This is a genomic window from Pseudomonas sp. D4-21, from assembly GCF_051132125.1.
Classification (GTDB): domain Bacteria; phylum Pseudomonadota; class Gammaproteobacteria; order Pseudomonadales; family Pseudomonadaceae; genus Aquipseudomonas.
The window spans coordinates 1,149,551-1,174,070 of sequence record NZ_CP071664.1 but is presented as its reverse complement, the minus strand read 5'-3'; the positions used below and the strand labels follow the sequence as shown (position 1 = coordinate 1,174,070).

Genomic DNA, 24,520 nt, shown 5'->3' with positions numbered 1-24,520 from the left:
TTAACCCATCGGGCCGCCCCCAGGGCCCGCCCGAGATAGAGACGGATGCAGATTATGCACAGGCTAAAGCACGGCCTGCTTCAGGCCGCCGGTTGGCTGTTTTACTTGAGTTTACTGATGGGCATCGCCACGGCGTTGCCCACGTCCACGTTCGACGCCGAATCCAAGGACTTCATCTTCCTGATCGGCGCCGTGGGCATTTGGCGTTACTCCATGGGAGCAACGCATTTCGTGCGCGGCATGATCTTCCTGTACATCGTCTACCCACACCTGCGCCGCAAGGTTCGCAAGTTGGGCAAGGCGGCGGACCCGTCCCATGTGTACCTGATGGTGACCAGCTTTCGCATCGATGCGCTGACCACCGCCCAGGTCTATGGCTCGGTAATTCGCGAAGCCATCGAGTGCGGGCTGCCCACCACCGTGGTCTGCTCCATCGTGGAAATGTCCGACGAGTTGCTGGTCAAGAGCCTCTGGGCCCGCATGAACCCGCCCGAGCACGTCAAGCTGGACTTCGTGCGCATCCCTGGCACCGGCAAGCGTGACGGCCTGGCCTACGGCTTTCGCGCCATCTCCCGCCACCTGCCAGACGATCGCGCGGTGGTCGCGGTGATCGATGGCGACACCGTCCTCGCCGAGGGCGTGGTGCGCAAGACCGTGCCGTGGTTCCAACTGTTCGGCAATGTCGGCGGCCTGACCACCAACGAATATTGCGAAGTACGCGGCGGCTACATCATGAGCGAGTGGCACAAGCTGCGTTTCGCCCAGCGTCACATCAACATGTGCTCCATGGCCCTGTCCAAGCGCGTGTTGACCATGACCGGACGCATGTCCGTATTCCGCGCGACCGTGGTCACCAACCCGGACTTCATCGCCGACGTGGAAAGCGACTCGCTGCAACACTGGCGCCTGGGCCGCTTCAAGTTCCTCACCGGCGATGACAAATCGAGTTGGTTCAGCCTGATGCGCCTGGGCTACGACACGTTCTACGTGCCAGACGCGGCCATCAACACGGTTGAGCATCCGCCGGAAAAAAGCTTCATCAAGGCGAGTCGCAAGTTGATGTTCCGTTGGTACGGCAACAACCTGCGGCAGAACTCCCGGGCCCTGGGCCTGGGTCTGCGGCGTCTGGGCCTGTTCACGTCGGTGGTGCTGTTCGACCAGCGCGTCTCGATGTGGACTTCGCTGCTGGGCTTGACCGTGGCGATCATCGCCAGCATCAAGTACGGCACCGCGTTCATCCTGGTGTACCTGCTGTGGATCGGCATCACGCGGCTGCTACTGACCCTGTTGCTGTCGTGCTCCGGACACCGGATCGGCCCGGCCTACCCGGCGATTCTCTATTACAACCAGATCGTCGGCGCGATGGTGAAGATCTATGTGTTCTTCCGCCTCGATCAACAGTCCTGGACCCGCCAGCCCACCCACCTGACCCGTGATCTCGCCAGCTTTCAACGTTGGTTCAACACCTGGTCGTCTCGGACCATGACCTTCTCCGCCGGCAGCATCTTTGTCGCCGTGCTGCTGACGATGGTCTGACCGAACTTGCCTGAATTAACTAGGAAATCGCCCCTATGAACACCGCCGTGAATGTCAACGTAGTGCATGAATCCGAAGCCCAACGCCAACACGCCCGGGTCAAAATCCCGGCCAAGTTGCGCTTCTTCGGCCCAGACCGTACGCCCATGGAAGTCAAGGTCCTGGACCTGTCGGCCGGTGGGCTGTGCTTCAACGCCGGCCAGATGCCGCTCAAGGTTGGCGAGACGTACAAGGCCCGCCTGCAGTTCGTGATCGACAACCTTGGCCTGGCCATGGACGTGGAGCTGCAAATCCGTTCCCACGACCGCCAGACCGGCCGCACCGGTTGCCAGTTCCAGAACCTAGAGCCGCGTGACATCTCGACACTGCGCCATATCATCACCTCGCACCTGGCCGGCGACATCGTAGGCGTCGGCGACGTGCTGGCGACGTTGCAACGCGACAACTTCACCAAGGCCCGCAAACAGAAAGATGACAACGGTGGCATGAGCGCCTTCGGCCGCCTGCGCGCCGTGACCTTCAGCCTGGGCATCTTCATTGTCGGCCTGGCGGCGTTCGGTTTCATCTTCAAGTCGGTATACGGCATGTACTTCGTCAGCCACGCCCAGGCCGGCATCGTCAACGTACCGGGCATGGCCATCACCATGCCGCGCGACGGCACCGTGCAGAGCCTGGTCAAGGCCGACGGCCTGGCCGCCAAAGGCGCTCCGCTGGCGACTTTCAGCACCAGCATGCTGGACGTACTCAAGGGTCACCTGGACGACAACCAGCTGCAGCCGGCCAAGGTTGAAGAGCTGTTCGGCAAGCAAATGACCGGCACCCTCACCTCGCCATGCGACTGCATCGTGGCCCAGCAACTGGTTTCCAACGGCCAGTACGCCAGCAAGGGCGACGTGATCTTCCAACTGGTTCCACGTGGCGCCGAAGCCAACGTTGAAGCGCGTTTCTCCTATCGCCAGTTCGGCGACGTGCGCCCAGGTACACCGGTCAGCTTCCAGGTGGCCGGCGAAGACACCACCCGTACCGGCAAGATCGTCAGCAGCACCAGCCTGAAAAGCGCCGACCTGTCTTCCGATATCCGCGTGCTGATCCAGCCCGACGAAGCCCTCGACAGCGCGCTGGCCGGCCGTCCGGTAGAAGTCGTCAGCGATCGTGGCCCAAGCCTGAACTGGCTGATCGACAAAGCCATGGCCGTTGGTCTTTAAGTCGAGGATATGCCCGTGATCACTCCACAAAACAACAATGCGCCGCGTTCCCTGTGGGAGCGAGCTTGCTCGCGATGGGATCGACGCGGTCTGTCTGAGACTCCGAGCAGCCTGCATCGCGAGCAGGCTCGCTCCCACACAGGCTATGCGTTGTGTGCCTTGGCACTGGCCGTCAGCCTGGCCGGTTGCGCCGGCCTGCCCGACCAGCGCCTGGCCAACGAAGCCCTCAAGCGCGGCGACACGGCGTTGGCGCAGCAGAACTATCAGCAACTGGCAGACCTGGGCTACAGCGAGGCCCAGGTGGGCCTGGCCGATATCCAGGTGGACAGCCGCGACCCCGAGCAGATGAGAAAGGCCGAGGCGACCTACCGCGCCGCCGCCGATATCTCGCCGCGCGCCCAGGCTCGCCTGGGTCGCCTGCTGGTGGCCAAGCCCGGATCCACCGAGGCTGAAAGACACGAAGCCGAAGGCCTGTTGAAAAAAGCCTTCGCCAACGGTGAAGGCAATACCTTGATCCCGCTGGCGATGCTGTACCTGCAATACCCCCACAGCTTCCCGAACGTCAACGCCCAGCAGCAGATCAGCCAATGGCGCAGCGCCGGCTACCCGGAAGCCGGCCTGGCGCAGATCCTGCTCTACCGCACCCAGGGCACGTACGACCAGCACCTGGACGAAGTGGAAAAGGTCTGCAAGGCCGCCCTGGCGACCACCGACATCTGCTACGTCGAATTGGCCACGGTCTACCAGAAACGCGGCCAGCCGGAACAACAGGCCGAGCTGATCAAGCAGATGCAAGCCGGTCACGCCCGCGGTGTGGTCTCGGCCCAGCGTGTAGACAGCGTCGCCCGCGTCCTGGCCGATCAGAGTCTGGGCAAGACCGACGAGAAAACCGCCCAGTCGTTGCTCGAAGGCATCGCCCCCGGCTACCCCGCTTCCTGGGTCAGCCTGGCGCAGCTGCTTTACGATTTCCCCGAGTTGGGTGACGTCGACAAGATGATGCAGTACCTGGAAAACGGCCGCGCCGCCGACCAGCCGCGCGCCGAGCTGTTGCTGGGCAAGCTGTATTACGAAGGCAAGTGGGTGCCCGCCGACGCCAAGGTCGCCGAGGCGCACTTCCAGAAAGCCGTGGGCCGTGAAGTGGCGGCCGATTATTACCTCGGCCAGATCTATCGCCGTGGTTATCTGGGCCAGGTGTACTCGCAAAAGGCTCTGGATCACCTGCTCAAGGCCGCCCGCAACGGCCAGAACAGCGCCGATTACGCCATTGCCCAGCTGTTCTCCCAAGGCAAGGGCACCAAGCCCAACCCGGTCAACGCTTACGTGTTCAGCCAGTTGGCCAAGGCACAAAACACCCCGCAGGCCACCGAGCTTGCCCAGACCCTCGAAGCACAATTACCGCCGGAACAACTTGCACAAGCGCAACGCCTGCTACAACAAGAGCAGGCCATTCGCGGCGCCATGAGCCCCGATACGCTTGAACTGCAAGCCCTAAAAGAAGATGACGGCGAGGAACCTCTATGAAGCTTTTGAAGCTCAACCCTTTTGTACAGGCTGGTATTGGCCTGTCGTTTGCCCTGCTGTGGTCCTGCCCGACCCTGGCGGCGCTGACCGAAAGCAAGAATTTCGGCCTGGAAGTGAAGATCACCGGCCAGTCCGAAGATGACCGCGACCTCGGCACCCAGAGCGGTGGCGACGTCAACGGTATCGGCCTGGACCTGCGCCCTTGGATCTATGGCGAAAGCGGTAACTGGAGCGGCTACGCCATGGCCCAGGCCGTGACATCCACCGACATCATTGAGACCGACACGCTGCAGCAGTCGGATGACGCGACCCAGCAAACCGACAGCGGTGATCGCGAAGCCAAAAAAAGCTACCTGGCAATGCGCGAATTCTGGATTGGCTACAGCGGCCTCACGCCTTATCCGGGCGAACTGTTGAAGTTCGGTCGCCAGCGCCTGCGCAACGACGACGGGCAATGGCGCGACACCAACATCGAGGCCCTGAACTGGACCTTCGACACCACCCTGCTGCGCGCCAACCTGGGCGTGGCCGAGCGTTTCAGCGAATACCGCACCGACCTCAAGGAACTGTCGCCCCAGGACGAGGATCGCCTGCACGTCTACGGTGACGTGGCGTACCAATGGATGCCAGGCCAATGGGCCGGGATCCGCGCGCACCACACCCATGACAACGGCAGCCTGGACTACCCGACCCCGGGCGAAGCCACCGACACCCTGGACAAGACCCAGAATGGTGACCTGACCTGGCTCGGCCTGGAAGCCAACAGCGATGCCTACAACTGGCGCAACACCAACACCGTCAATTACTGGGCAAGCATCACCGGCATGACCGGCGACCGCGACACCGTCAACCCGCTCGACGCCGACGGCACCCGCCCCGCGCAGCTCAAGCGCAGCGACGACGTTGACGGCTGGGCCACCGACCTGGGTATCCGCCTGCGTCTGGATCCGCAATGGCAAGTCGGTGCGGCCTACGCCCGCGCCAGCGAGGACTACGAGCAGAACGGCCTGCAGAGTAACCGCTCGAACTTCACCGGCACCCGCTCGCGCGTCCACCGTTTCGGCGAGGCCTTCCGTGGCGAAATGGCCAACACCCAGAGCGCCAGCCTGTTCGGCTCCTGGCAACTGCGCGACGAATACGACGCCAGCCTCGTGTACCACAAGTTCTGGCGCGTGGACGGCAACAAGGCGGTGGGCAGCAACGGCATCAATGCCGTGCAAAACAACACCGACGACGTGACCGGCGCCATCTTGTCCACCTCGACCCTGCCGCTGCGCGACGGCGAGAAGGACCTGGGCCAGGAAGTCGATCTGGTGGTCACCAAGTACTTCAAGCAAGGCCTGTTGCCGGCTGCGCTGAGTCAATCCATAGATGAGCCGTCGGCGCTGGTGCGCTTGCGTGGCGGCGTGTTCAAGCCAGGCGACGCCTACGGCAAAGAGGTCGATTCGTACATGCATCGTGCCTTTGTCGACGTGATCTGGCGCTTCTGATGCGAACGGCCATGGGAGTGCCCGATATGAACCGCTACCTCAGGAACAGCCAGGCGATGAAGGGTTCGATCAGCCTGTTGGCCGCAGCGATGCTGCTGGCCGGCTCATCGGCGTTCGCCAACGTTGAACCGGCGGTCAAGCCGGGCAACGTGGTCAAGGAGCTGCAACGAGCCAAGACCTACACCGTCAGCAGCGCGCCGACCGCGCCGCTGGAACTGGCCGCGCCAACCCTGCCCGACCTCAAGGGTTATACCGCCGAAGCGGTCGCGGCGAAGATCGTGCGCAGCAAGCCCGGCAAAGTCAGCGTGCGCCGGATGATGCAGGAAAACGCCTTGAAGGACTTCATCGGCGGCGACAACAAGATGGCCGAGTGGGTGGTGCGTCAGCACGGCATCCCGCAGGCCATCTTCATCGACGACGGTTACATGAACCTCAAGGACCTGGTCAAGAAAGTGCCTAAGCAGTACCTCAAGGAAACGTCGCCAGGGGTGTTCCTGGCGCGAATTCCGATTGTCGTGGGCGAAAAAGGCATCCTGGAAATCGACAAGCAGACCCAGGAACTGCGCCTGTCCCAGGAGGGCGGCTCGTTCCTGGTCAACGATGGGCACATGTTCATCCGCGACACCAAGGTCACCGGCTGGCGCGAAAAGGACAACGGCCCCGCCACGTTCCGTTCGCCCAACGAGTTCCGTCCGTTCCTGCTGTCCTGGGGTGGTACCGAGACCTACATCGTCAATACCAAGATGGCCAGCTTCGGCTACGCCAACAGTAAGTCGTACGGCGTGAGTATTTCCCAGTACACGCCGAACATGGCCAAGGTCCTCAAGCGCCCGGAACCGACCGGCTGGATCATCGGTTCCGAGTTCTCGGACATGTGGTACGGCTTCTACTGCTACGAAACGGAAGACTTTGTGATCAAGGGCAACACCTACAAAGACAACATCGTCTACGGCATCGACCCCCACGACCGTTCCCATCGGCTGATCATCGCCGACAACACCGTTTACGGAACCAAGAAGAAGCACGGGATCATTATTTCCCGTGAGGTCAATGACAGCTTCATCTTCAACAACCGCAGCTACGACAACAAGCTCTCGGGCGTGGTGATCGACCGCAACAGTGTGAACAACGTGATCGCCTACAACGAGATCTACAAGAACCACACCGACGGCATCACGCTTTATGAGAGTGGTGACAACCTGTTGTGGGGCAACAAGGTGATCAGCAACCAGCGCCACGGCATCCGGATTCGTAACAGCGTAAACATCCGACTGTACGAAAACCTGTCCATGGCCAATGGCCTGACCGGTCTGTATGGCCACATCAAAGACCTGTCCGACACCGACCGGGACATCAAGCTCGACCCGTTCGACACCGAGGTGTCGCTGATCGTGGTCGGCGGCGAACTGGCCGGCAACGGCAGCGGCCCGCTGTCCATCGACTCGCCGTTGAGCGTCGAGCTGTACCGCGTGTCCATGCTTGCGCCGACCAAATCCAGCGGCATCAGCTTCACGGGGATCCTGGGCGAACGCCAGGACGAAATCCTCGACCTGCTGGTGCGCCAGCAAAAAGCCGTGCTGATCGACCCTGTTGAAAGCCAGACCGAATTGCGGGACTGAGGAATGACCTTTATGAACCCACGCATGATCAAACTTCTGGGCCTGTCCGCCCTGACCGCCGGCATTCTCGCCGCCGCAAGCGGCGCGCGCGCCGATGAAGTCAAAGCACCGACCTTTACCGCCGAACCTTGCTGCAACCTGTGCCCGGCTGCCCATGACGCGAAAAACTACACCACGCGCTACCAGCAGAACTTCACCACGCTGGTCCAGGCCCAGGGCGATTGGCTGTTCCGTACCCAGGAAGACCTGCGCACGGAGTTCAACACCACGCCGGCCGGCTACAAGCGCATGCAGCAGTTGCACGATGCGTTCAAGAAAAAAGGCGTAGAACTGGTGCTTGTCTACCAGCCGACCCGGGGCCTGGTGAACCGCAACAAACTCAACCCGCAGGAAAAGGCCGCCTTCGACTACGAGAAGGCGCTGACCAACTACAAAACCATGCTCGGCCGTTTCGCCCAGATGGGTTACGTGGTGCCGGACCTGTCGCCGCTGACCAACGAAAACCTGCCCGAAACCCTGCCGGCCCATGATTTCTACTTCCGTGGCGACCAGCATTGGACCCCGTACGGCGCCCAGCGCACGGCGAAGATCGTGGCCGAGAAGGTCAAGCAGATCCCGGCATTCGCCGACATTCCCAAGCGTGAATTCGAGACCAAGAAGTCCGGCCGCATGGGCAAGACCGGCACCCTGCACAACATGGCCGGGCAACTGTGTGGCACCAGCTATGCGATCCAGTACATGGACCAGTTCACCACCGAGCCCAAGGGCGAGGCGGGCGATGGCGACCTGTTCGGCGATGCGGGCGATCCGCAAATCACGCTGGTGGGCACCAGCCACAGCGGCAAAAACTACAACTTCGCCGGGTTCCTGCAAGAAGCCATCGGCGCCGACATCCTCAACGTAGCCTTCCCGGGCGGCGGTTTCGAGGGCGCGATGATCCAGTACCTGGGCAGCGAAGAGTTCCAGAAGAGCCCACCGAAAATTCTCATCTGGGAGTTCTCGCCGCTGTATCGCCTGGACCAGGAAACCATCTACCGCCAGATGATGGCGCTGCTGGACAACAACGGTTGCGAAGGCAAGCCGGCATTGATGAGCAGCAAGGCCAAGCTCAAGCCGGGCAAGAACGAATTGATGGTCAACAGCAAGAATATGGACCTGCGTAACGGCAGTCACCAGATCGACATCCGCTTCGCCGACACCTCGGTGAAAACCTTGCAAGCCACCCTCTGGTACATGAATGGGCGCCACGAGGACATCAAGATCGAAAAACCGAACACCTCCGAAACCGACGGACGTTTCGCCTTCCAATTGCGCACCGACGAAGACTGGGCTTCCCAGAACCTCCTGGCTCTGGAAGTCCAAGGGCCTGAAGCCGGGAAAGAACCCCTGCAAGTGGAAGCGAAAGTCTGCAAACGCAACGCATCTCCGCAAGCCGAGCAACAAACGGCTCAAATCGGACAATGAGGTCTCGTCTCATGACCAGAACCATGCGCACCCGAACGTTGAAAACGCTGCTGGCTCCGTCCCTGCTGACCTTGGCGATGTTCGCCGGGGCCACGCAGGCCGCGGCGCCACTGCGCCCGCCACAGGGCTACTTCGCACCGATTGAAAAGGTCAAGGAAGGCGACGGCGGCAAGGGCTGCGAGGCAGTGCCGACGCCATACACGGGCTCGCTGCAGTTTCGCAGCAAATACGAGGGCTCCGACAAAGCTCGCGCAACGCTGAACCTGCAATCGGAAAAAGCCTTCCGCGACAGCACCGCCGACATCACCAGGATCGAGCGCGGCGTGAGCAAACAGGTCATGCAGTTCATGCGCGACGGTCGTCCCGAGCAGCTTGAATGCACGCTGAACTGGCTGACCGCTTGGGCCAAGGCCGATGCGCTGATGTCCAAGGACTTCAACCACACCGGCAAGTCCATGCGCAAATGGGCCTTGGGCAGCATGGCTTCGGCCTATGTGCGCCTGAAGTTCTCCGAGTCGCGCCCGCTGGCGAACCATCAAGAACAGGCGCAACTGATCGAAGCCTGGTTCAGCAAGATGGCCGACCAGGTGGTCAGCGATTGGGACAACCTGCCGCTGGAGAAAATCAACAACCATTCGTACTGGGCCGCCTGGTCGGTCATGGCCACGTCCGTGGCGACCAACCGTCGCGACCTGTTCGACTGGGCCGTCAAAGAATACAAGGTCGGCGCCAATCAGGTTGATGCCGAGGGCTATCTGCCCAACGAACTCAAGCGCAAGCAACGCGCCCTGTCCTACCACAACTACGCCCTGCCACCGCTGGCGATGATCGCCAGCTTCGCCCAGGTCAACGGCGTGGACCTGCGCCAGGAAAACAACGGTGCCCTCAAGCGACTGGGTGAACGAGTGCTCGCCGGGGTGAAAGACCCGGACATCTTCGAAGAGAAAAACGGCGAAGAACAGGACATGAAGGATCTGAAGATCGATTCGAAATTCGCCTGGCTCGAACCGTTCTGCAGCCTCTACACCTGCTCCGAGGACGTGCTGGAACGCAAGCACGAAATGCAACCGTTCAAGACCTTCCGCCTCGGCGGGGACCTGACCCGGGTGTATGACCCTTCGCGGGAGAAAGGCGAGAAAGGTAGTTAAGACTCAACACATTTGCTGTGGCGAGGGAGCTTGCTCCCGCTGGGGTGCATAGCGCCCCCAAGCCTGACGATGCGACTGCTTCGCAGCCGAGCGGGAGCAAGCTCCCTCGCCACAGGTAAGCAAGCGTTCGAAATGCAATAACTCCCCGGTTTTCATGGGGGGGTTTGGGGGGGCTCTGGCCCTTGACTGTTGATTCAACAAGGAGAGATCGGGATGGTATTTTCATCCAATGTGTTCCTGTTCCTGTTCCTGCCGATCTTTCTCGGCTTGTACTACCTGAGCGGGCAACGCTATCGCAACCTGCTGCTGCTCATCGCCAGCTATGTGTTCTATGCCTGGTGGCGCGTGGACTTCCTGGCCCTTTTCGCCGGTGTCACCCTGTGGAACTACTGGATCGGCCTGAAAGTCGGTGCCGCCGGCGTGCGCACCAAACCGGCCCAGCGCTGGCTGCTGCTCGGCGTGGGCGTGGACTTGGCCATCCTGGGCTACTTCAAGTACGCCAACTTCGGCGTGGACAGCCTCAACGCGATCATCACCAGCTTCGGGCTCAACCCGTTCATCCTGACCCACGTGCTGCTGCCGATCGGCATCTCGTTCTACATTTTCGAGTCCATCAGCTACATCATCGACGTGTATCGCGGTGATACGCCGGCCACGCGCAACCTGATCGACTTCGCGGCATTCGTGGCGATCTTCCCGCACTTGATCGCAGGCCCCGTGCTGCGTTTCCGTGACCTGGCCGATCAGTTCAACAACCGCACCCATACGCTGGACAAATTCTCCGAAGGCTGCACGCGCTTCATGCAGGGCTTCATCAAGAAAGTCTTCATCGCCGATACCCTGGCGGTGGTGGCGGACCACTGCTTCGCTCTGCAGAACCCGACCACGGGCGATGCCTGGCTTGGCGCCCTGGCGTACACGGCGCAGCTGTACTTCGACTTCTCCGGCTACAGTGACATGGCCATCGGCCTGGGCCTGATGATGGGTTTCCGCTTCATGGAAAACTTCAAGCAGCCCTACATCAGCCAATCGATTACCGAGTTCTGGCGTCGCTGGCACATCAGCCTGTCGACCTGGCTGCGCGATTACCTCTACATCACCCTGGGCGGGAACCGCAAAGGCACGCTGATGACCTATCGCAACCTGTTCCTGACCATGCTGCTCGGTGGTCTGTGGCACGGCGCGAACATCACCTACGTGATCTGGGGCGCGTGGCACGGGATCTGGCTGGCGATCGAAAAAGCCGTGGGCATCGACACCAACCCGCGCAGCATCAACCCGATCCGCTGGGCACTGACGTTCCTGCTGGTGGTGATGGGCTGGGTGATCTTCCGCGCCGAGAACCTGCACGTCGCCGGCCGCATGTACGGCGCGATGTTCAGCTTCAACGACTGGTCGCTGTCGGAACTGACCCGCGCCAACCTCACCGGTTTGCAGATCGCCACGCTGGCGGTGGCCTACATCACCCTCGCCTTCTTCGGCCTGCGGGACTTCTACACCAACCGTCCGCCGGTCAAGGCCAAGCCTGAGGTGAGCGCCGAAGCCAATGGCCCGGCCACCGCGCAACCGGGGCTGATCAAAGCCGTACCCGGCGACAACCCGTCGACCATCCATGAACCCGGCTACACCGTGGGCGTCGAAGCCCAGGTGCAACCGGCCTACTGGACCGTGGACTGGTCACGCTATGTGATGCGCGCCCTGGTACTGCTGTTGTTCATCGCCTCGATTCTCAAACTGTCGGCGCAAAGCTTCTCGCCGTTCCTTTACTTCCAGTTCTGAGGGATCCGGACATGACCCGCTCATTACGCATCTTCTACGTCGCGCTGTTTATGTTGATCCTGACGGCGCTGGGTATCTGGTCGATGCGCAGCTTCCTAGGCTTCAGCACCAACCCCGATGCGACCGTGCTCAACGGTCGCTGGGCCAAGGCCGTGGAAACGCATTACGACGATGAATTCCCGATCAAGCGCCTGGGCACCAACATCTGGGCCGCGCTGGACTACAAACTGTTCAACGAAGGCCGCAAGGGCGTGGTCCTGGGCCGCGACCAGTGGCTGTTCAGCGACGAAGAGTTCAACCCGATCGTCAACGAAGAGCAGAACCTGCAAGGCAACTACGCGCTGATCGAAGGCGTGCGCCAGAAGCTCAAGGAACAAGGCATCACCCTGGTCATGGCGATCGTGCCCGCCAAGGCGCGGCTGTATCCCGAGCACCTGGGTGAAGTGAAGCCGTCGAGCATCCACGCCAACCTGTACCAGGACTTCCACGCCCGCGTGGCGACGGACAAGATCCTCGCTCCTGATCTGCTCGGCCCGCTGCAACAGGCCAAGCAGAGCGGCCAGCAAGTGTTCCTGCGCACCGACACTCACTGGACGCCGGAAGGCGCGCAAATTGCCGCGGAACATCTGGCCAAAGCCATTGCCGAACGCACACCACTGAATGGCGAACCACAGCGTTTTGTCACCGAGCCTGCGGAGAAGATCATCCACAAGGGCGACCTGCGCCAGTTCCTGCCGCTCGATCCCCTGTTCGAAAACCTGATGCCGGCCCAGGAGCCGCTAGTCAAGCGCAACACCCGCGAAGCCGACGACCAGCCGGCCAGCGATGACGCGTTGTTCGCCGATGCCCAGGTGCCCGTGGCCCTGATCGGCACCAGCTACAGCGCCAACCCCAACTGGAACTTCGTCGGTGCTCTCAAGCAAGCGCTGCACAGCGACGTCGTCAACTACGCCGAAGACGGCCATGGCCCGATTCTGCCGATGCTCAGCTACCTCAAGAGCGACGCCTTCAAGAACAGCCCGCCACAGGTGCTGATCTGGGAGTTTCCTGAACGTTATCTGCCCGTGAACAACGAGATCGGCGACGCCGATCCGCAATGGGTCGCCGAACTCAAGCAAGCCGGCACCCGCCAACAGAACGTAGCTGCTAACACACAATCCGAGACGCCCGACCGGGCGCAAAACTGAAAGAGAGGTCCATCATGACTTTCAACACTACTCCTCGTCGTCTCGCTGCTCGCTCCTTCAAGGCCGTTGCCCTGGTCGCCAGCATGAGCGCCCTTTCCTTCTCAGCCTTCGCCGGTGACTCGGCCCTGTATGGCCCTGTCGCGCCGAAAGGCTCGAGCTTCGTGCGGGTCTACAACGCCAGCAACGCCGAAGTCAGCGCCACCGTCGGCAGCACCAACATCAGCGACGTGGCCCCCTTGGCCAGCAGCGACTTCAGCTTCATGCCTGGCGGCGACTACAGCGCCAAGGTAGGCAGCCAGACCGTACCGGTTAAACTGGCCTCCGATCACTATTACACCCTGGTCAACAACGCCAGCGGCCAGCCACAACTGATCGAAGAACCACCGTTCAAGAACAAGCAGAAATCCCTGGTCCGCGTACAGAACCTCAGCGACAAGAAGCTGACCCTCAAGACCGCCGACGGCAAGACCGATGTGGTTAAGGAGGTAGCGGCCAAGGGCCGTGGCGAACGTGAAATCAACCCGGTGAAAGTGTCCCTGGCTCTGTACGAAGGCGACAAGAAAGTCGGCGATGTGAAGCCAGTAGCCCTTGAGCGCGGCGAAGCGGCCGTACTGTACGTGACTGGTTCCGGCAGCAGCCTGTCGCCTGTCTGGGTCAAGCGCCCGGTGTCCACCCGCTGATGAGTTTTTCTGACTGACGCTTCACCTGTGGGAACGAGCAAGCTCGCTCCCACAGGACACAGGTGTCATTCGGATACGGAACAAAAACAAGAGAGTGAAACGACAGAACGCAGTAGCTCTAAAACCATTTTTGCTTCAAAGGAGTAACAAACATGATTCCGGTGATCTTGTCAGGTGGTAGTGGCTCACGTCTTTGGCCGCTTTCGCGCAAGCAATTCCCTAAACAGTTCCTGGCCCTGACCGGCGAACACACCCTGTTCCAACAGACCCTCGAGCGCCTGGTGTTCGAAGGCATGGACACGCCGATCGTGGTCTGCAACAAGGAGCACCGTTTCATCGTCAACGAGCAGCTGTCCGCCCAGAATCTGGAAGCCCAGCGCATCCTGATGGAACCGTTCGGTCGCAACACCGCGCCGGCCGTGGCCCTGACCGCGATGATGCTGGTCAACGAAGGCCGCGACGAACTGATGCTGGTACTGCCGGCGGACCACGTCATCGAGGATCAGAAAGCCCTGCAACGCGCATTGGCCCTGGCCACCGTGGCGGCCGAGCGTGGCGAAATGGTGCTGTTCGGCGTCCCGGCCACCAAGCCGGAAACCGGCTACGGCTACATCAAGTCGACCAACGACGCCTTGCTGCCTGAAGGCGTGAGCCGCGTGTCCCACTTCGTCGAAAAACCCGACGTCAAGCGCGCTACCGAGTTCGTCCAAGCCGGCGGTTACTTCTGGAACAGCGGCATGTTCCTGTTCCGCGCCAGTCGCTTCCTCGAAGAGCTGAAGAAACACGATCCGGACATCTACGACACCTGCCTGCTGACCCTTGAGCGCAGCGAGCAGACCGCCGACACCATCACCTTCGACGACGCCACCTTCGCCTGCTGCCCGGACAACTCCATCGACTACGCGGTGATGGAAAAAACCCAGCGCGCCTGCGTGGTGCCGCTGTCGGCGGGCTGGAGCGACGTCGGTTGCTGGGCATCGCTGTGGGAAGTCAATGCCAAAGACACCAACGGCAACGTCACCAAGGGCGACGTCGTGGTCCAGGACAGCCGCAACTGCATGATCCACGGGAACGGCAAGCTGGTGTCGGTGATCGGGCTGGACAACATCGTCGTGGTCGAGACCAAGGACGCCATGATGATCGCCCACAAGGACAAGGTCCAAGGCGTCAAGCAGCTGGTCAACACCCTCAATGCCCAGGGCCGCACCGAAACCCAGAACCACTGCGAGGTCTATCGTCCGTGGGGTTCCTATGACTCGGTGGACATGGGCGGTCGCTTCCAGGTCAAGCACATCTCGGTCAAGCCGGGCGCGTGCCTGTCGCTGCAGATGCACCACCATCGCGCCGAACACTGGATCGTGGTCAGCGGCACCGCTGAAGTGACCTGCGACGAGAACGTGTTCCTGCTGACCGAAAACCAGTCGACCTACATCCCGATCGCGTCGGTTCACCGCCTGCGCAACCCGGGCAAGATCCCGCTGGAAATCATCGAAGTGCAGTCCGGTAGCTACCTGGGCGAAGACGACATCGAGCGCTTCGAAGATATCTACGGTCGTTCCACCCCACTGGAGCGCGGCGTGTCGGTGAAGACTATCGCCCAATAAGATCAGCAACGATCAGCCAGACAAGAAGCCCTCATCCAGCCCACTGCGTCCCCTATCCGCAGCGGGCTGGGTGGGGGCTTTTTTATGTTCCTGTCAATCAAGACGAACCCCAATATCATCCAGGGAAGGGAATCCATTCTTTAGTGCCTCTTTTCCGGTAAGAAACTATATAAGCGGCCGGAATTGGCGTGATGAAAGTGAGTTCTACTGTTACAGGCGGAATCATCGCAACAAAGTCGGCGTTCTCAAGCGAGTCATCGCTCATCAGAAGGCGAGCACTCAGCCGTCCTTTCGGTTTGAACTCAAACGGTTGTTGAAGACCTAAGGTCCGATTGTTGATCTCGCGCTCTTTTAGCCCAGGAATTTCCATTCGATACAGATAATTTCTGGTGTCGCCATACCCGCCAGAATCCTCGTCCATTCCCAAAGACACATAACCTGGGACCGGACTTCTTACATGTTCACTGGCGAGCGTATTGAAACCTTTGCTCACCACTGCGTTCCGAAAATCCTTCTTGATTTCCAGGCCTCGGTTATCTCTGGGATAAAAGCCGCCGGCTTTCAATATTTGTTCAGGAGAACGGTCATCGCCTCTCATTGCCAAAACTTTGCCGGACGGGGTAAGTGTTAGGGTATGCGGGCCGACCAGCATCTTTCCTCCCTCAATCGAGGGAGTTTGCGCAGCCTCATACATCTCTGCCGAACTGGTGCTTTCTAGTGGCGGTCTCACCGACCGCTCAGACACTAGCCCCAGCGTAAAGGGAGGCGGATTTTGTTTCGCCGTAAATGCGCGGTTCTCGGTCCCTCCCTTGGCAAGGGTCGTTGGAGCGTCTCGAGTCGTGCGGGCAGGTTCAAACAGACTTCTTATTTTACTGACATCTCCTCTGTTCTGCTTCTCAGGCATGAGCCCGTCACCGTCAACGAAAGTCACGGGAGTGTTTTTGACCATACGATACATATTCAAACCATCGACCGCGCCAGCCGGGTCCGGATTCAGCCAGCGCTGCAACCATGGGATGTAATAACGAAAGCCATAGTAATAAAGCCCCGTTGCATCCCGTTCCTTGCCCGAATAACGCACCGTCTTGTAACCCACCTCGATTGCATTTTCCCCAACCAGATACGCGGTTTCGCCAAACGGATAAAAATGCTCCTGGCTGATGATCCGCCCGTCCTCGGCCAGCTCCAGGCTCACCGAACCCAGATGATCGGCGACGCTGTATCGGTAGCAATCATTCTTCCCGGTGGGCGGCGTGCTTTCCCAATGCAACACCCGAACCTCGCTGAGCCCGCCCTGGGCGACGATCACTTGCAATGCCTCGCCCGTGCCGCTCTCGGCACGCAACTCCAGCCCCGGCAGATATCGCACCTCGGCAGCCAGCGTGCGGGTGCCGGTCTGCAAGGTGCGAAGTTTGCGCGCCCGTTGTCCGCCGCCGTCGTAGACATACGCTTCGCTGTCGTTGAGCCCCGAGTCGCGCTCGATGGGCGTGACCGACCTCAACTGGTTGCGCAGATCCCAGGCCAAGAACCGACCGGCGTCCAGCTCCAGGCAATTGCCCCGTGCATCGAACGCGGCGGCGATTTCATCCTCGGTGGGCGGCACGCCGTTGCGGTAAGGCAGGCAGCGATTGCTGTGGCGAGCTGCTTTGATTTCCCGGCCATGGCTTTGGGCGCCGACGTGAGTCAGCTCCAACAGGTTGCCGGCCTCGTCGTAGCGGTAGGCCTGTCGGTAATTGCTGACCGCCGCCGGGTCGTTGCGTCCCACCGAATCCGGGCCCTGGTTGACCGTTCCCGCCTCCCAACCCGTGGCTTCGATCAGTTGGTAAAGACTGTCGTACGTGAAGCGGCTGATCGGATCGATGCGCTGGTTGGCGAAGTAGCGGATCGGCAGGATTTGGTCTTCGATGCTCAACACATTGCCCATGGGGTCGTAGTCGTAGCGCAAATGTTGCAACACCTGGGCGGTACGCTTGGCTTGACGTTCCGACAAGCGTCCGTCCTCTGGGTCATACGTAAGTGAGGTCTGCACGCCGTTGCCGGCTGTTTCCTGCTCGATTTGTCCTTGGGCGTCGTAGCGAATGTCGCTCACCAACGCCTGCCAATCGTCTTGCCCCTCCAATAGCAATTGACTGCCGGACAGCCGGCCATCGAGCGTAAGGCCTTGCCGTTGTCGATTGCCCCTGGCGTCGACCCGCTCCAGCACATCACCCAACGGCCCAACGCGCCACGTCGAAACGGCGCCGTCTCCAGGCTCCAGCAGGTGCTCGCGATCGCCCTCGGCTTCCGGCCAATCGGGCAGAGCCGCATCGAGGATGAAGCGGCGATCCTGCATGAGGTTTTGCCCGGTCAAGGCAAAGGATGCCAGTGACAAGGTGCCCGCCGTGTCGTCGTGGCGGATCAATTGCCCATACTGGTTGTGGGCTTGATCGCCTTGGCCCGGATAGCCATACGTCAGGCGTTCGGTACACCGGCGCGGCTGCCCGCTGCCTTGTTCGAACACCGCCACGGGGCGAAGCAGTTCGTCATGGAGCAGGTCGCGCTGCGTCCCTCGGCTGTCCCAACCCAGCAGAACTTCACCGGCGAAACCCGGCAGATCGGTCTGCCGACCGGCATCAACGCTGTCTGCCCGCAGCGTCGTGCCGGACAGTGAATAAAGCATTGAGAGATTGGCGGGCGTCGATTCGTCGTTTTCCTGCAAGATCCATAAACGCGGATCCCACTGTTTCACCGCGTGCCCAGCCACGTCAAAGAGGCTGCGGTTGATGCGCCGCTGCGCGGGGCTATCCGCACGGCTGCGGCAATAGCCAATCGAACGAACCGGCAAGCTACGCGAGTCGACAGCGATTAACGTCGGCGTTCGATGATCCATGCCCATCAGCAGCAGCTCCGTAAAGTGCCAGGTAACCCGGCACATCTAACCAACGGTCGCGCAAGGCTGCCTACTGTCATGTATGACAGTGACGACGGACGGTGCAGGGCAGATGAATATCCATCGCCCGCGCCCTTCGGTAGGATGTGGCGATAGGAACGGAGGCTTCAACATGCTTATCGGCGTCGCGCTGGTCATCACCTGGCTCATCCTGCTATTACGCTACCCGGCCAAGGCCTTGCCGGTTTCCCTGGCGGCGTTCGTCGGGCTGGGGCTGGTCGCGGCGTGGGTGCTTTGGCAGGAAAACCGCGAAACCCGGCAACTGGATCGCCTGGATGTGCGCATTGCCTATGCGCCTGAGCGCTGCCCTGCTGATCGTCCGCTGTCGTTGAGCCTGAAAAATGGCAACGACGTGCCGTTGACCGAGCTGCACTGGCGTATAGCGGCCTATGCGCCCGGCGACACCATCAACCTGGCCGAAAACGTCTACAGCTCACCCCGCTATCGCGGCCCTGGCGAACTGCAACCAGGCGCCGACTGGCAAGACTGCCTGCCGTTGCCGCCGTTGCGCCCCGGCTATCGCCCGCAAACCTTGGAGTTTCGCGCCGAGCGGTTGCAGGGTAGTTTTTCCAACTGATTCCATCACAACGTTACCCAAGGAAAGCGCCATGCCCGTTGCGTTGATCACCGGATGTTCCAGCGGCATCGGCCGCGCCCTCGCCGACGCGTTCAAGGCCGGCGGTTACCAGGTCTGGGCCAGCGCGCGCAAGACCGAAGACGTGGCGCAGCTAAGCGCTGCCGGCTTCACAGCGGTGCAACTGGACGTCAACGACGGCCAGGCATTGGAGCAGTTGAGCGAGCGGATCAACCAGCAACACGGCGGCCTCGACGTGCTGGTGAACAATGCCGGCTATGGCGCCATGGGCCCGCTGCTGGACGGCGGCGTGCCGGCCATGCAGCGCCAGTTCGAAACCAACGTGTTCGCCATCGTCGGCGTGACCCGCGCATTGTTCCCCGTGCTGCGCCAGGCCAATGGGTTGGTGGTCAATATCGGCAGCGTGTCCGGTGTGCTGGTCACTCCATTCGCCGGCGCCTACTGCGCCTCCAAGGCAGCGGTACACGCCCTGAGCGATGCGTTGCGCATGGAACTGGCGCCGTTCGGCATCCGCGTGATGGAAGTCCAGCCCGGCGCCATCGCATCCAGCTTCGCCAAGAACGCCGGGCACGAGGCCGAACAGTTGATCAGTGAGCAATCGCCCTGGTGGCCGCTGCGCGACGGCATTCGTGCCCGCGCCAAGGCATCCCAGGACAACCCGACCCCGGCCAGCGAATTCGCCGCCGCGCTGCTCAAGGCTATCCAACAGCCCAAGCCACCCCGCCTGCTGCGCCTGGGCAATGGCAGTCGTGCATTGCCGCTGATGGCCGGCCTGCTGCCCAAGGGGTTACTGGAGAAAGGCTTGATGAAGCGGTTCGGTTTGGGTCGGTTACTGTAATCGTTCCGGTCTTATTTGCCGTTGTGGCGAGGGAATTAGCGGTGACTGTATGGCTCCACCACCACGGTGCAGGTCATCCCCGCCGCCAGCAGCACGTCATCCGGCACTTCGTCCAGATGAATGCGCACCGGCACCCGTTGGGCCAGGCGTACCCAGTTGAACGTGGGGTTCACGTCGGCGATCAACTCACGGCTCTGGGGATTGTCACGGTCGTAGATCCCCCGGGAAATACTTTCCACGTGGCCCTTGAGCACCTCGCCACTCATCAACTGCAATTGCGCGGAATCCCCGACCCGCACCTTGGGCAGCTTGGTCTCTTCGAAGAAGCCATAGACCCAGAACGAATTCATATCCACCACGGCCATTTTTGCCTCGCCGATGCCCGCGTAGTCGCCACGGTGCACGTTGAGGTTGGTGACGTATCCGTCGACCGCCGCGCGAACCTCGGTGCGGGCCAGGTTCAGCTCGGCCGCCTCCAGCTGCGCCTGGGCGTGCTGGTAGTCAGCCTGGGCTGAATCGGCGATGTTGCTGGCGTCGTCACGGTTCTCCCTTGAGATCACCAGGCTGTCCAGATCGGCGCGCCGATGGGCATTGACCTTGCGCATCTCCCAGGTGGCCTTGCGTGACGCCACCAGGGAGCGCGCCTGCTTCACCGCGATGCGGTAGTGCTCGGGGTCGATGCGCATCAACAGGTCGCCTTTTTTCACCAACTGATTGTCGCGCACCGGCACCTCGACCACCTCCCCGCTGACATCGGCAGCGACATTGATGATGTCGGCCCGTACCCGGCCGTCGCGGGTCCAGGGCGTGTTCATGTAATGCACCCACAATGTCCGGCCGATCCACAGCGCCAGGGCCACGATCAACAACGTCGCCAGCAGGCTGAAAAACTTTTTCATCGCATCGATCTCAACGGTAGACCGTCAGCGCCAGCGCGCCGAACAGACAAGTAAACAGACTCAGGCGCAGCAGCGCCGGGTGCCAGAAAAAACGGTACAGGTCCAACCCCGACAGGAACCGATCCAACGCCCAGGCCAGGCCGGCGGCGATAAAGAACATCAAGGTCATGGTGGGCATGTAGACGCCGTGGAAGGCGATTTCACGGGGCATGTTCAGGTTCCTGGGAAAGCGGCATGGCATGGCCGGCCAATGGCGATTGCGGGTCTAGCAAAGAGGTACGTATGAAGTGCAGGTAGCTTTTCACCCGGCGCAGGGCCGAGGTGTCGAAATGCGGGGCGAAAGGTTCGTCGGTGGCCTGCACGCGGCTGATGGCGTGGTCCACCGCCACCAGCGCACGCTCCAGATTGTTCTGGCCGGGCTGGCGGAACAGCCGCACCAGCGCACGCCCCATCCCCCGAATCGCCTGGCGCCATGGCTGGCTCTCGGCGTAGGCCGGATGCACCGGTAGCGTCGCCTGCTCCTTGCGCAACTCGATGATGGCGTGGCCGATTTCCAGCACTACGAACATCCAGCGCAGCAAATCCCTTTGCACTCGGGGTTGCCCCGCCGCCAGTCCGTAGGCTTGGTGCAGCAAGTCCCGGCTGCGGCTCTCGAAACCCGAGGCCAAGCCCTTGAGCTTGCCGCTGATGGCGAACACCACCTGTTCGCGCAGGTCCTGTTCAAGCCGACGCCACAGCCAGCGGCTGTTTGGCGGCAGGATAATCGCGCCGGCGGCGGCACATACGAGCATGCCGAGGATCATTGCAATGTAATCGTTGATGAAGGTGTACGGGTTGTAGACCGTCAGGTTGTCCGGCACCGAGCCGGTGCAGAAAAAGATCAGCAACCCCAGCCCGACTCCGGCGTATTGCGGGCGGGAACTGAGGAACGAGCCCACGACGATCACCGGCGTCAGCATCACGCAGAGCAAGGGAAAACCGTCGATCAATGGAAAGACGAAAAACATTTCGACGAAGCCGATCAGCGCCCCTAACAACGTGCCGCAGGCCATCTGGAACGCCATGCGCTTGGGGTTCGGCGTGGCGGCGGACAGCCCGACGGTGGCAGCGGCAATCATCGTCATGGTCGCGCCGCTCGGCCAGGCGGTGGCGACCCAATAGCTGCCCAGCACCAAGAGGATGAACGCAGCGCGAAAACCGGAAGCGGCTGCCGCCAACCCGTTGGTCTGCGACACGAAGGGCTCGTCCCAGCGTTCGCGTTCGTGGCGGTTGTCGGCCAGGGATGCGTGGGTCTGGGCGTAGCCGTGCAGGTCTTCGACAAACCGATATAACAGCTCGTAGGCGGTATGAAAATCCAACTGCTGCGCGTCACTGGGATCCGTCTCCAAAAACTGCGCGCGCAGTCGACGGACCTGGGCCGGCAAGTCGGCCTTGTAGTCTGCCAACGCGGCCGCCAAGCGCGCCGCATCAGCATCAATCAAGGGCCGTGCGCTGAAACCATCGAGCAGTTCGGCGAGGGTTTGCAATCCGGGCTCGATGGCGCTCGCCACCGAGTCCGCCGTGCCAGTGCGCAATCTTTCGAGCAATTGGTGCAAGGCGTTGAATCGGGTAGTGATGCCCATGAATTCGCTGTTCAAGCGGCTGAGCCGGCCGTTGCGCCGGCGCATGTGCGGGTCTTCGAACACCGTCACGCTGCGCAGGCCCTCCAGGCCCACCGCTTCGGCGATGAAACCGACGTTACGCGCCTCGAATGCCTCGGGTTGGCTGCGCCCGCGCAAGCCGTCGGTGACGAACAGGGCGAACACACCAAAGCGCTGGTAAAGCGCGTTGCGCATGGCGGCACTGGCGGTTTGCGGCAGGATCGCGGCGCTGACCGCGGTGGAACAGAGGATCCCCAGGGAAATTTCCAACAGCCGCCAGACCGCCGCCATGAAGGCACCCTCGGGATGGGCCAGGGCCGGCAGGCCGATCATCGCCGCGGTGTAGCCGGCCAGCACGAAACCATAGGCGCGAAAGTTGCGATAACGCGCCGCCCCCGCCGAACAGATGCCCACCCAGATCGCCAGGCACCCGAGGAACAGCTCGGTGTCCTGGGCGAACAAGGCGATCAACGCAACCATCACCGCCGAGCCGGCCAACGTGCCGAGCAAGCGATAGAAACTTTTGGCGAACACCTGCCCGCTCTGCGGTTGCATGACGATGAACACCGTGATCATCGCCGTGCGCGGCTGCGGCAGCTCCAGGCGCATCGCCAGCCACAACGTGAGGAACGCGGCCAGCAAGACCTTGAAGATGTAGACCCAGGTCACGCCGTCGCTGCGGGCCCAGTCGAAGAAACCACGGCGCCATTCGAGGCGATACAGCATGAGTAAATACGTCACGGAAGGAGCACTCAGCATCGTGGCGAGGGAGCTTGCTCGCGCTTGGGTGTGCAACACCCATGGGCGGAAACCGGGGCCGCTTCGCAGCCCAGCGGGAGCAAGCTCCCTCGCCATGGGCCATTGCTTGCAACAGGCATGTCACTGCCAGCCTCCAGCCCGCCGCCCAACGCGGTGACCAGATCGGCATGGGCACTCAGGCGCGCCGCCTCCACCCGTTGTTGCACCTGTTGTCGCTTGAACAACAGGCTTTGGGCATTGAGCACGTTGAGGTAATCGGTGAGCCCACGCTGGAACGCGACCAGCGCAATGTCATAGGTGCGCTGTGCCGCGGCAACGGACTCGGCGGCGAAAGCCTGTTGTTTGTCCATCGACTCGCGGCGGATCAACTGGTCGGAAATGCTCTTGAGTGCGTTCACCAACGTCTGGTTGTAGTGCGCCACGGCAATATCGTAGCCGGCGGTCGCCTCGCCCAATTGCGAACGCAGGCGACCGCCGTCGAAGATTGGCAACGAGATCGCCGGGCCGACGTTGTAGGTGAGTTTCTTGCCGGTCAGGAACTCCAGCGCCCCGCCGCCGGTGGCCATGTAGCCCAGGCTGCCTACCAGATCGACGTTGGGGTAAAAGCCGGCCCGGGCCACATCGATACCCCGTGCCTGGGCTGCCACTTGCCAGCGTCCGGCAACCACATCCGGGCGTTGGCCGAGCAGTTCGGCGGGCAACGTGGACGGCAGCTTCAAGGCAGCACCCAAGGCCAGGGTCGGACGGTGCAAGCGCGCACCGTCTCCCGGTCCCTTTCCCGCCAGCGCGGCCAGTTGATTGCGGCTCAAGGCGATAGCTTCGTCGAGGGCGTCGAGTTGACGATGGGTTTCGGGCAATGGCCCTTGGGCTTGGCTGACTTCGAAGTGCGTGCCGATGCCACCATCCAGGCGTTTCTGTGCGAGTTCGAGGATCTGCTCTTGCTGACCTAGGGTCGCAGCGACTATGTCGCGCTGGGCATAGTGCAGCGATAACTGGATATAGGCGCGCACGATGTTGTTCTGCAATTCCAACTGCGCCTGGCGCGCCTCGGCGACGCTGACATGGGCCACGTCGACGGCCCGCTCGCTGGCATTGCGCTCGCGACCCCACAAGTCCAGGGCGTAGCTCAACCCCAGGGCGGCGTTATTGTCCCAAGTAGTGGTATCGGCCAGCTCGCCAGGGCCGTAGAACTGGTCGGTGGGCCAGTTGTGGCGCTTGAGTGTGGACTCGCCATTGATCTGCAGTGACTCGGCGGCCTCGGCGATTCCGGCCATGGCCCTGGCCTGGCGGACCCGCGCGGCGGCCATGGCCAGGCTCGGGTTGTCTGGCACGGCCAAATCGATCCAACGATCGAGTTGCGGGTCGCCATAGGCTTTCCACCACTGGCGGTTGGGCCAATGAGCGTCGTGGGCAGCCTCGCGAATCGCCTCGTCGGTCGCCAATTGGTCGGGCGACAACGCCTTGCCTTGCGGCGCAATTGCTCCCGTGCCGATGCAACCACTGATGGTTAACGTCAAAACCCAAACACTGAGAGTCTTCAGCTCTCTGCTGATGCAACGCGGCACGGGCGCAATATTCCTAAAAGAAGGGGCTGACGACGGTCTGCGGATGACTGCAAGGCCTGTGG

The 24,520-nt window shown here is 61.6% G+C and carries 18 protein-coding genes; 13 read left to right on the top strand and 5 right to left on the bottom strand.

The window, feature by feature from the left end; genetic code table 11:
• Positions 1-54 precede the first annotated feature (54 nt).
• The 11 genes from alg8 (at position 55) to J3Q04_RS05100 (ending at position 15,233) form a co-directional block, all read left to right on the top strand.
• On the top strand, positions 55-1,536 hold the full coding sequence (gene alg8, locus J3Q04_RS05150) for a mannuronan synthase (protein WP_420765390.1): 1,482 nt from the start codon (positions 55-57) through the stop codon (positions 1,534-1,536).
• Positions 1,537-1,571: 35 nt separating this feature from the next.
• Positions 1,572-2,741, top strand: coding sequence for a PilZ domain-containing protein (locus tag J3Q04_RS05145; protein WP_420765391.1), 1,170 nt, complete (start codon positions 1,572-1,574; stop codon positions 2,739-2,741).
• Positions 2,742-2,756: 15 nt separating this feature from the next.
• Positions 2,757-4,262, top strand: coding sequence for an alginate biosynthesis TPR repeat lipoprotein AlgK (algK, locus tag J3Q04_RS05140; RefSeq protein WP_420765392.1), 1,506 nt, complete (start codon positions 2,757-2,759; stop codon positions 4,260-4,262).
• Between the two features lie 5 nt (positions 4,263-4,267).
• Positions 4,268-5,752 carry an alginate export family protein gene (locus tag J3Q04_RS05135; protein WP_434564143.1) on the top strand — a complete coding sequence of 495 codons (1,485 nt, stop codon included), beginning with the start codon at positions 4,268-4,270 and terminating at the stop codon, positions 5,750-5,752.
• 26 nt (positions 5,753-5,778) lie between these two features.
• A complete protein-coding gene (gene algG, locus J3Q04_RS05130) occupies positions 5,779-7,371 on the top strand; it encodes a mannuronan 5-epimerase AlgG (RefSeq protein WP_420765393.1) in 1,593 nt (530 codons plus the stop codon).
• Between the two features lie 12 nt (positions 7,372-7,383).
• Positions 7,384-8,835: an alginate O-acetyltransferase gene (locus tag J3Q04_RS05125; protein WP_434607621.1), complete on the top strand. Its 1,452-nt coding sequence runs from the start codon at positions 7,384-7,386 to the stop codon at positions 8,833-8,835.
• A gap of 23 nt (positions 8,836-8,858) precedes the next feature.
• A complete protein-coding gene (locus tag J3Q04_RS05120; RefSeq protein WP_420765417.1) occupies positions 8,859-9,983 on the top strand; it encodes a mannuronate-specific alginate lyase in 1,125 nt (374 codons plus the stop codon).
• Between the two features lie 213 nt (positions 9,984-10,196).
• Entirely contained in the window at positions 10,197-11,762 is a 1,566-nt protein-coding gene (locus J3Q04_RS05115; RefSeq protein WP_420765395.1) for an MBOAT family O-acyltransferase, read from the top strand.
• A gap of 11 nt (positions 11,763-11,773) precedes the next feature.
• The gene (locus J3Q04_RS05110) at positions 11,774-12,949 is read left to right on the top strand and encodes an alginate O-acetyltransferase (RefSeq protein WP_434560489.1); all 1,176 of its coding nucleotides are present in this window, start codon (positions 11,774-11,776) and stop codon (positions 12,947-12,949) included.
• Positions 12,950-12,963: 14 nt separating this feature from the next.
• A complete protein-coding gene (locus J3Q04_RS05105; protein ID WP_420765397.1) occupies positions 12,964-13,629 on the top strand; it encodes an alginate O-acetyltransferase AlgF in 666 nt (221 codons plus the stop codon).
• 152 nt (positions 13,630-13,781) lie between these two features.
• Positions 13,782-15,233, top strand: a complete 1,452-nt coding sequence (locus J3Q04_RS05100; RefSeq protein WP_420765398.1) for a mannose-1-phosphate guanylyltransferase/mannose-6-phosphate isomerase — start codon at positions 13,782-13,784, stop codon at positions 15,231-15,233.
• Between the two features lie 115 nt (positions 15,234-15,348).
• On the opposite strand, the gene J3Q04_RS05095 is transcribed toward J3Q04_RS05100, so the two are convergent.
• A complete protein-coding gene (locus tag J3Q04_RS05095; protein ID WP_434607624.1) occupies positions 15,349-18,108 on the bottom strand; it encodes an RHS repeat domain-containing protein in 2,760 nt (919 codons plus the stop codon).
• Between the two features lie 166 nt (positions 18,109-18,274).
• On the opposite strand from J3Q04_RS05095, the gene J3Q04_RS05090 reads away from it, so the two are divergent.
• Positions 18,275-18,739: a multidrug transporter gene (locus J3Q04_RS05090; RefSeq protein ID WP_434560493.1), complete on the top strand. Its 465-nt coding sequence runs from the start codon at positions 18,275-18,277 to the stop codon at positions 18,737-18,739.
• 31 nt (positions 18,740-18,770) lie between these two features.
• Positions 18,771-19,595 (top strand): SDR family oxidoreductase, encoded by an 825-nt coding sequence (locus tag J3Q04_RS05085; protein ID WP_434607626.1) that lies wholly within the window; start codon positions 18,771-18,773, stop codon positions 19,593-19,595.
• 35 nt (positions 19,596-19,630) lie between these two features.
• On the opposite strand, the gene J3Q04_RS05080 is transcribed toward J3Q04_RS05085, so the two are convergent.
• From J3Q04_RS05080 to J3Q04_RS05065, 4 genes are read right to left on the bottom strand one after another with little or no spacing between them, the layout of a single operon-like run.
• Entirely contained in the window at positions 19,631-20,494 is an 864-nt protein-coding gene (locus J3Q04_RS05080; RefSeq protein WP_434607628.1) for an efflux RND transporter periplasmic adaptor subunit, read from the bottom strand.
• Positions 20,495-20,504: 10 nt separating this feature from the next.
• On the bottom strand, positions 20,505-20,705 hold the full coding sequence (locus J3Q04_RS05075; protein ID WP_003205331.1) for a DUF1656 domain-containing protein: 201 nt from the start codon (positions 20,703-20,705) through the stop codon (positions 20,505-20,507).
• Positions 20,695-22,893 carry an FUSC family protein gene (locus J3Q04_RS05070; protein ID WP_434607630.1) on the bottom strand — a complete coding sequence of 733 codons (2,199 nt, stop codon included), beginning with the start codon at positions 22,891-22,893 and terminating at the stop codon, positions 20,695-20,697. The genes J3Q04_RS05075 and J3Q04_RS05070 overlap by 11 nt, the downstream gene beginning before the upstream one ends.
• Positions 22,887-24,458, bottom strand: coding sequence for an efflux transporter outer membrane subunit (locus tag J3Q04_RS05065; protein WP_434607632.1), 1,572 nt, complete (start codon positions 24,456-24,458; stop codon positions 22,887-22,889). Before J3Q04_RS05065 ends, J3Q04_RS05070 begins: the two co-directional genes overlap by 7 nt.
• Positions 24,459-24,520 lie beyond the last annotated feature (62 nt).

What these genes read in the sequence shown, in the direction of transcription:
- alg8 (WP_420765390.1), top strand. Translation starts at nt 55, where the DNA reads ATGCACAGGCTAAAGCACGGCCTGCTTCAGGCCGCCGGTTGGCTGTTT.
- J3Q04_RS05145 (WP_420765391.1), top strand. Translation starts at nt 1,572, where the DNA reads ATGAACACCGCCGTGAATGTCAACGTAGTGCATGAATCCGAAGCCCAA.
- algG (WP_420765393.1), top strand. Translation starts at nt 5,779, where the DNA reads ATGAACCGCTACCTCAGGAACAGCCAGGCGATGAAGGGTTCGATCAGC.
- J3Q04_RS05125 (WP_434607621.1), top strand. Translation starts at nt 7,384, where the DNA reads ATGAACCCACGCATGATCAAACTTCTGGGCCTGTCCGCCCTGACCGCC.
- J3Q04_RS05120 (WP_420765417.1), top strand. Translation starts at nt 8,859, where the DNA reads ATGCGCACCCGAACGTTGAAAACGCTGCTGGCTCCGTCCCTGCTGACC.
- J3Q04_RS05115 (WP_420765395.1), top strand. Translation starts at nt 10,197, where the DNA reads ATGGTATTTTCATCCAATGTGTTCCTGTTCCTGTTCCTGCCGATCTTT.
- J3Q04_RS05110 (WP_434560489.1), top strand. Translation starts at nt 11,774, where the DNA reads ATGACCCGCTCATTACGCATCTTCTACGTCGCGCTGTTTATGTTGATC.
- J3Q04_RS05105 (WP_420765397.1), top strand. Translation starts at nt 12,964, where the DNA reads ATGACTTTCAACACTACTCCTCGTCGTCTCGCTGCTCGCTCCTTCAAG.
- J3Q04_RS05100 (WP_420765398.1), top strand. Translation starts at nt 13,782, where the DNA reads ATGATTCCGGTGATCTTGTCAGGTGGTAGTGGCTCACGTCTTTGGCCG.
- J3Q04_RS05095 (WP_434607624.1), bottom strand. Translation starts at nt 18,108, where the DNA reads ATGGGCATGGATCATCGAACGCCGACGTTAATCGCTGTCGACTCGCGT.
- J3Q04_RS05090 (WP_434560493.1), top strand. Translation starts at nt 18,275, where the DNA reads ATGCTTATCGGCGTCGCGCTGGTCATCACCTGGCTCATCCTGCTATTA.
- J3Q04_RS05085 (WP_434607626.1), top strand. Translation starts at nt 18,771, where the DNA reads ATGCCCGTTGCGTTGATCACCGGATGTTCCAGCGGCATCGGCCGCGCC.
- J3Q04_RS05080 (WP_434607628.1), bottom strand. Translation starts at nt 20,494, where the DNA reads ATGAAAAAGTTTTTCAGCCTGCTGGCGACGTTGTTGATCGTGGCCCTG.
- J3Q04_RS05075 (WP_003205331.1), bottom strand. Translation starts at nt 20,705, where the DNA reads ATGCCCCGTGAAATCGCCTTCCACGGCGTCTACATGCCCACCATGACC.
- J3Q04_RS05070 (WP_434607630.1), bottom strand. Translation starts at nt 22,893, where the DNA reads ATGCTGAGTGCTCCTTCCGTGACGTATTTACTCATGCTGTATCGCCTC.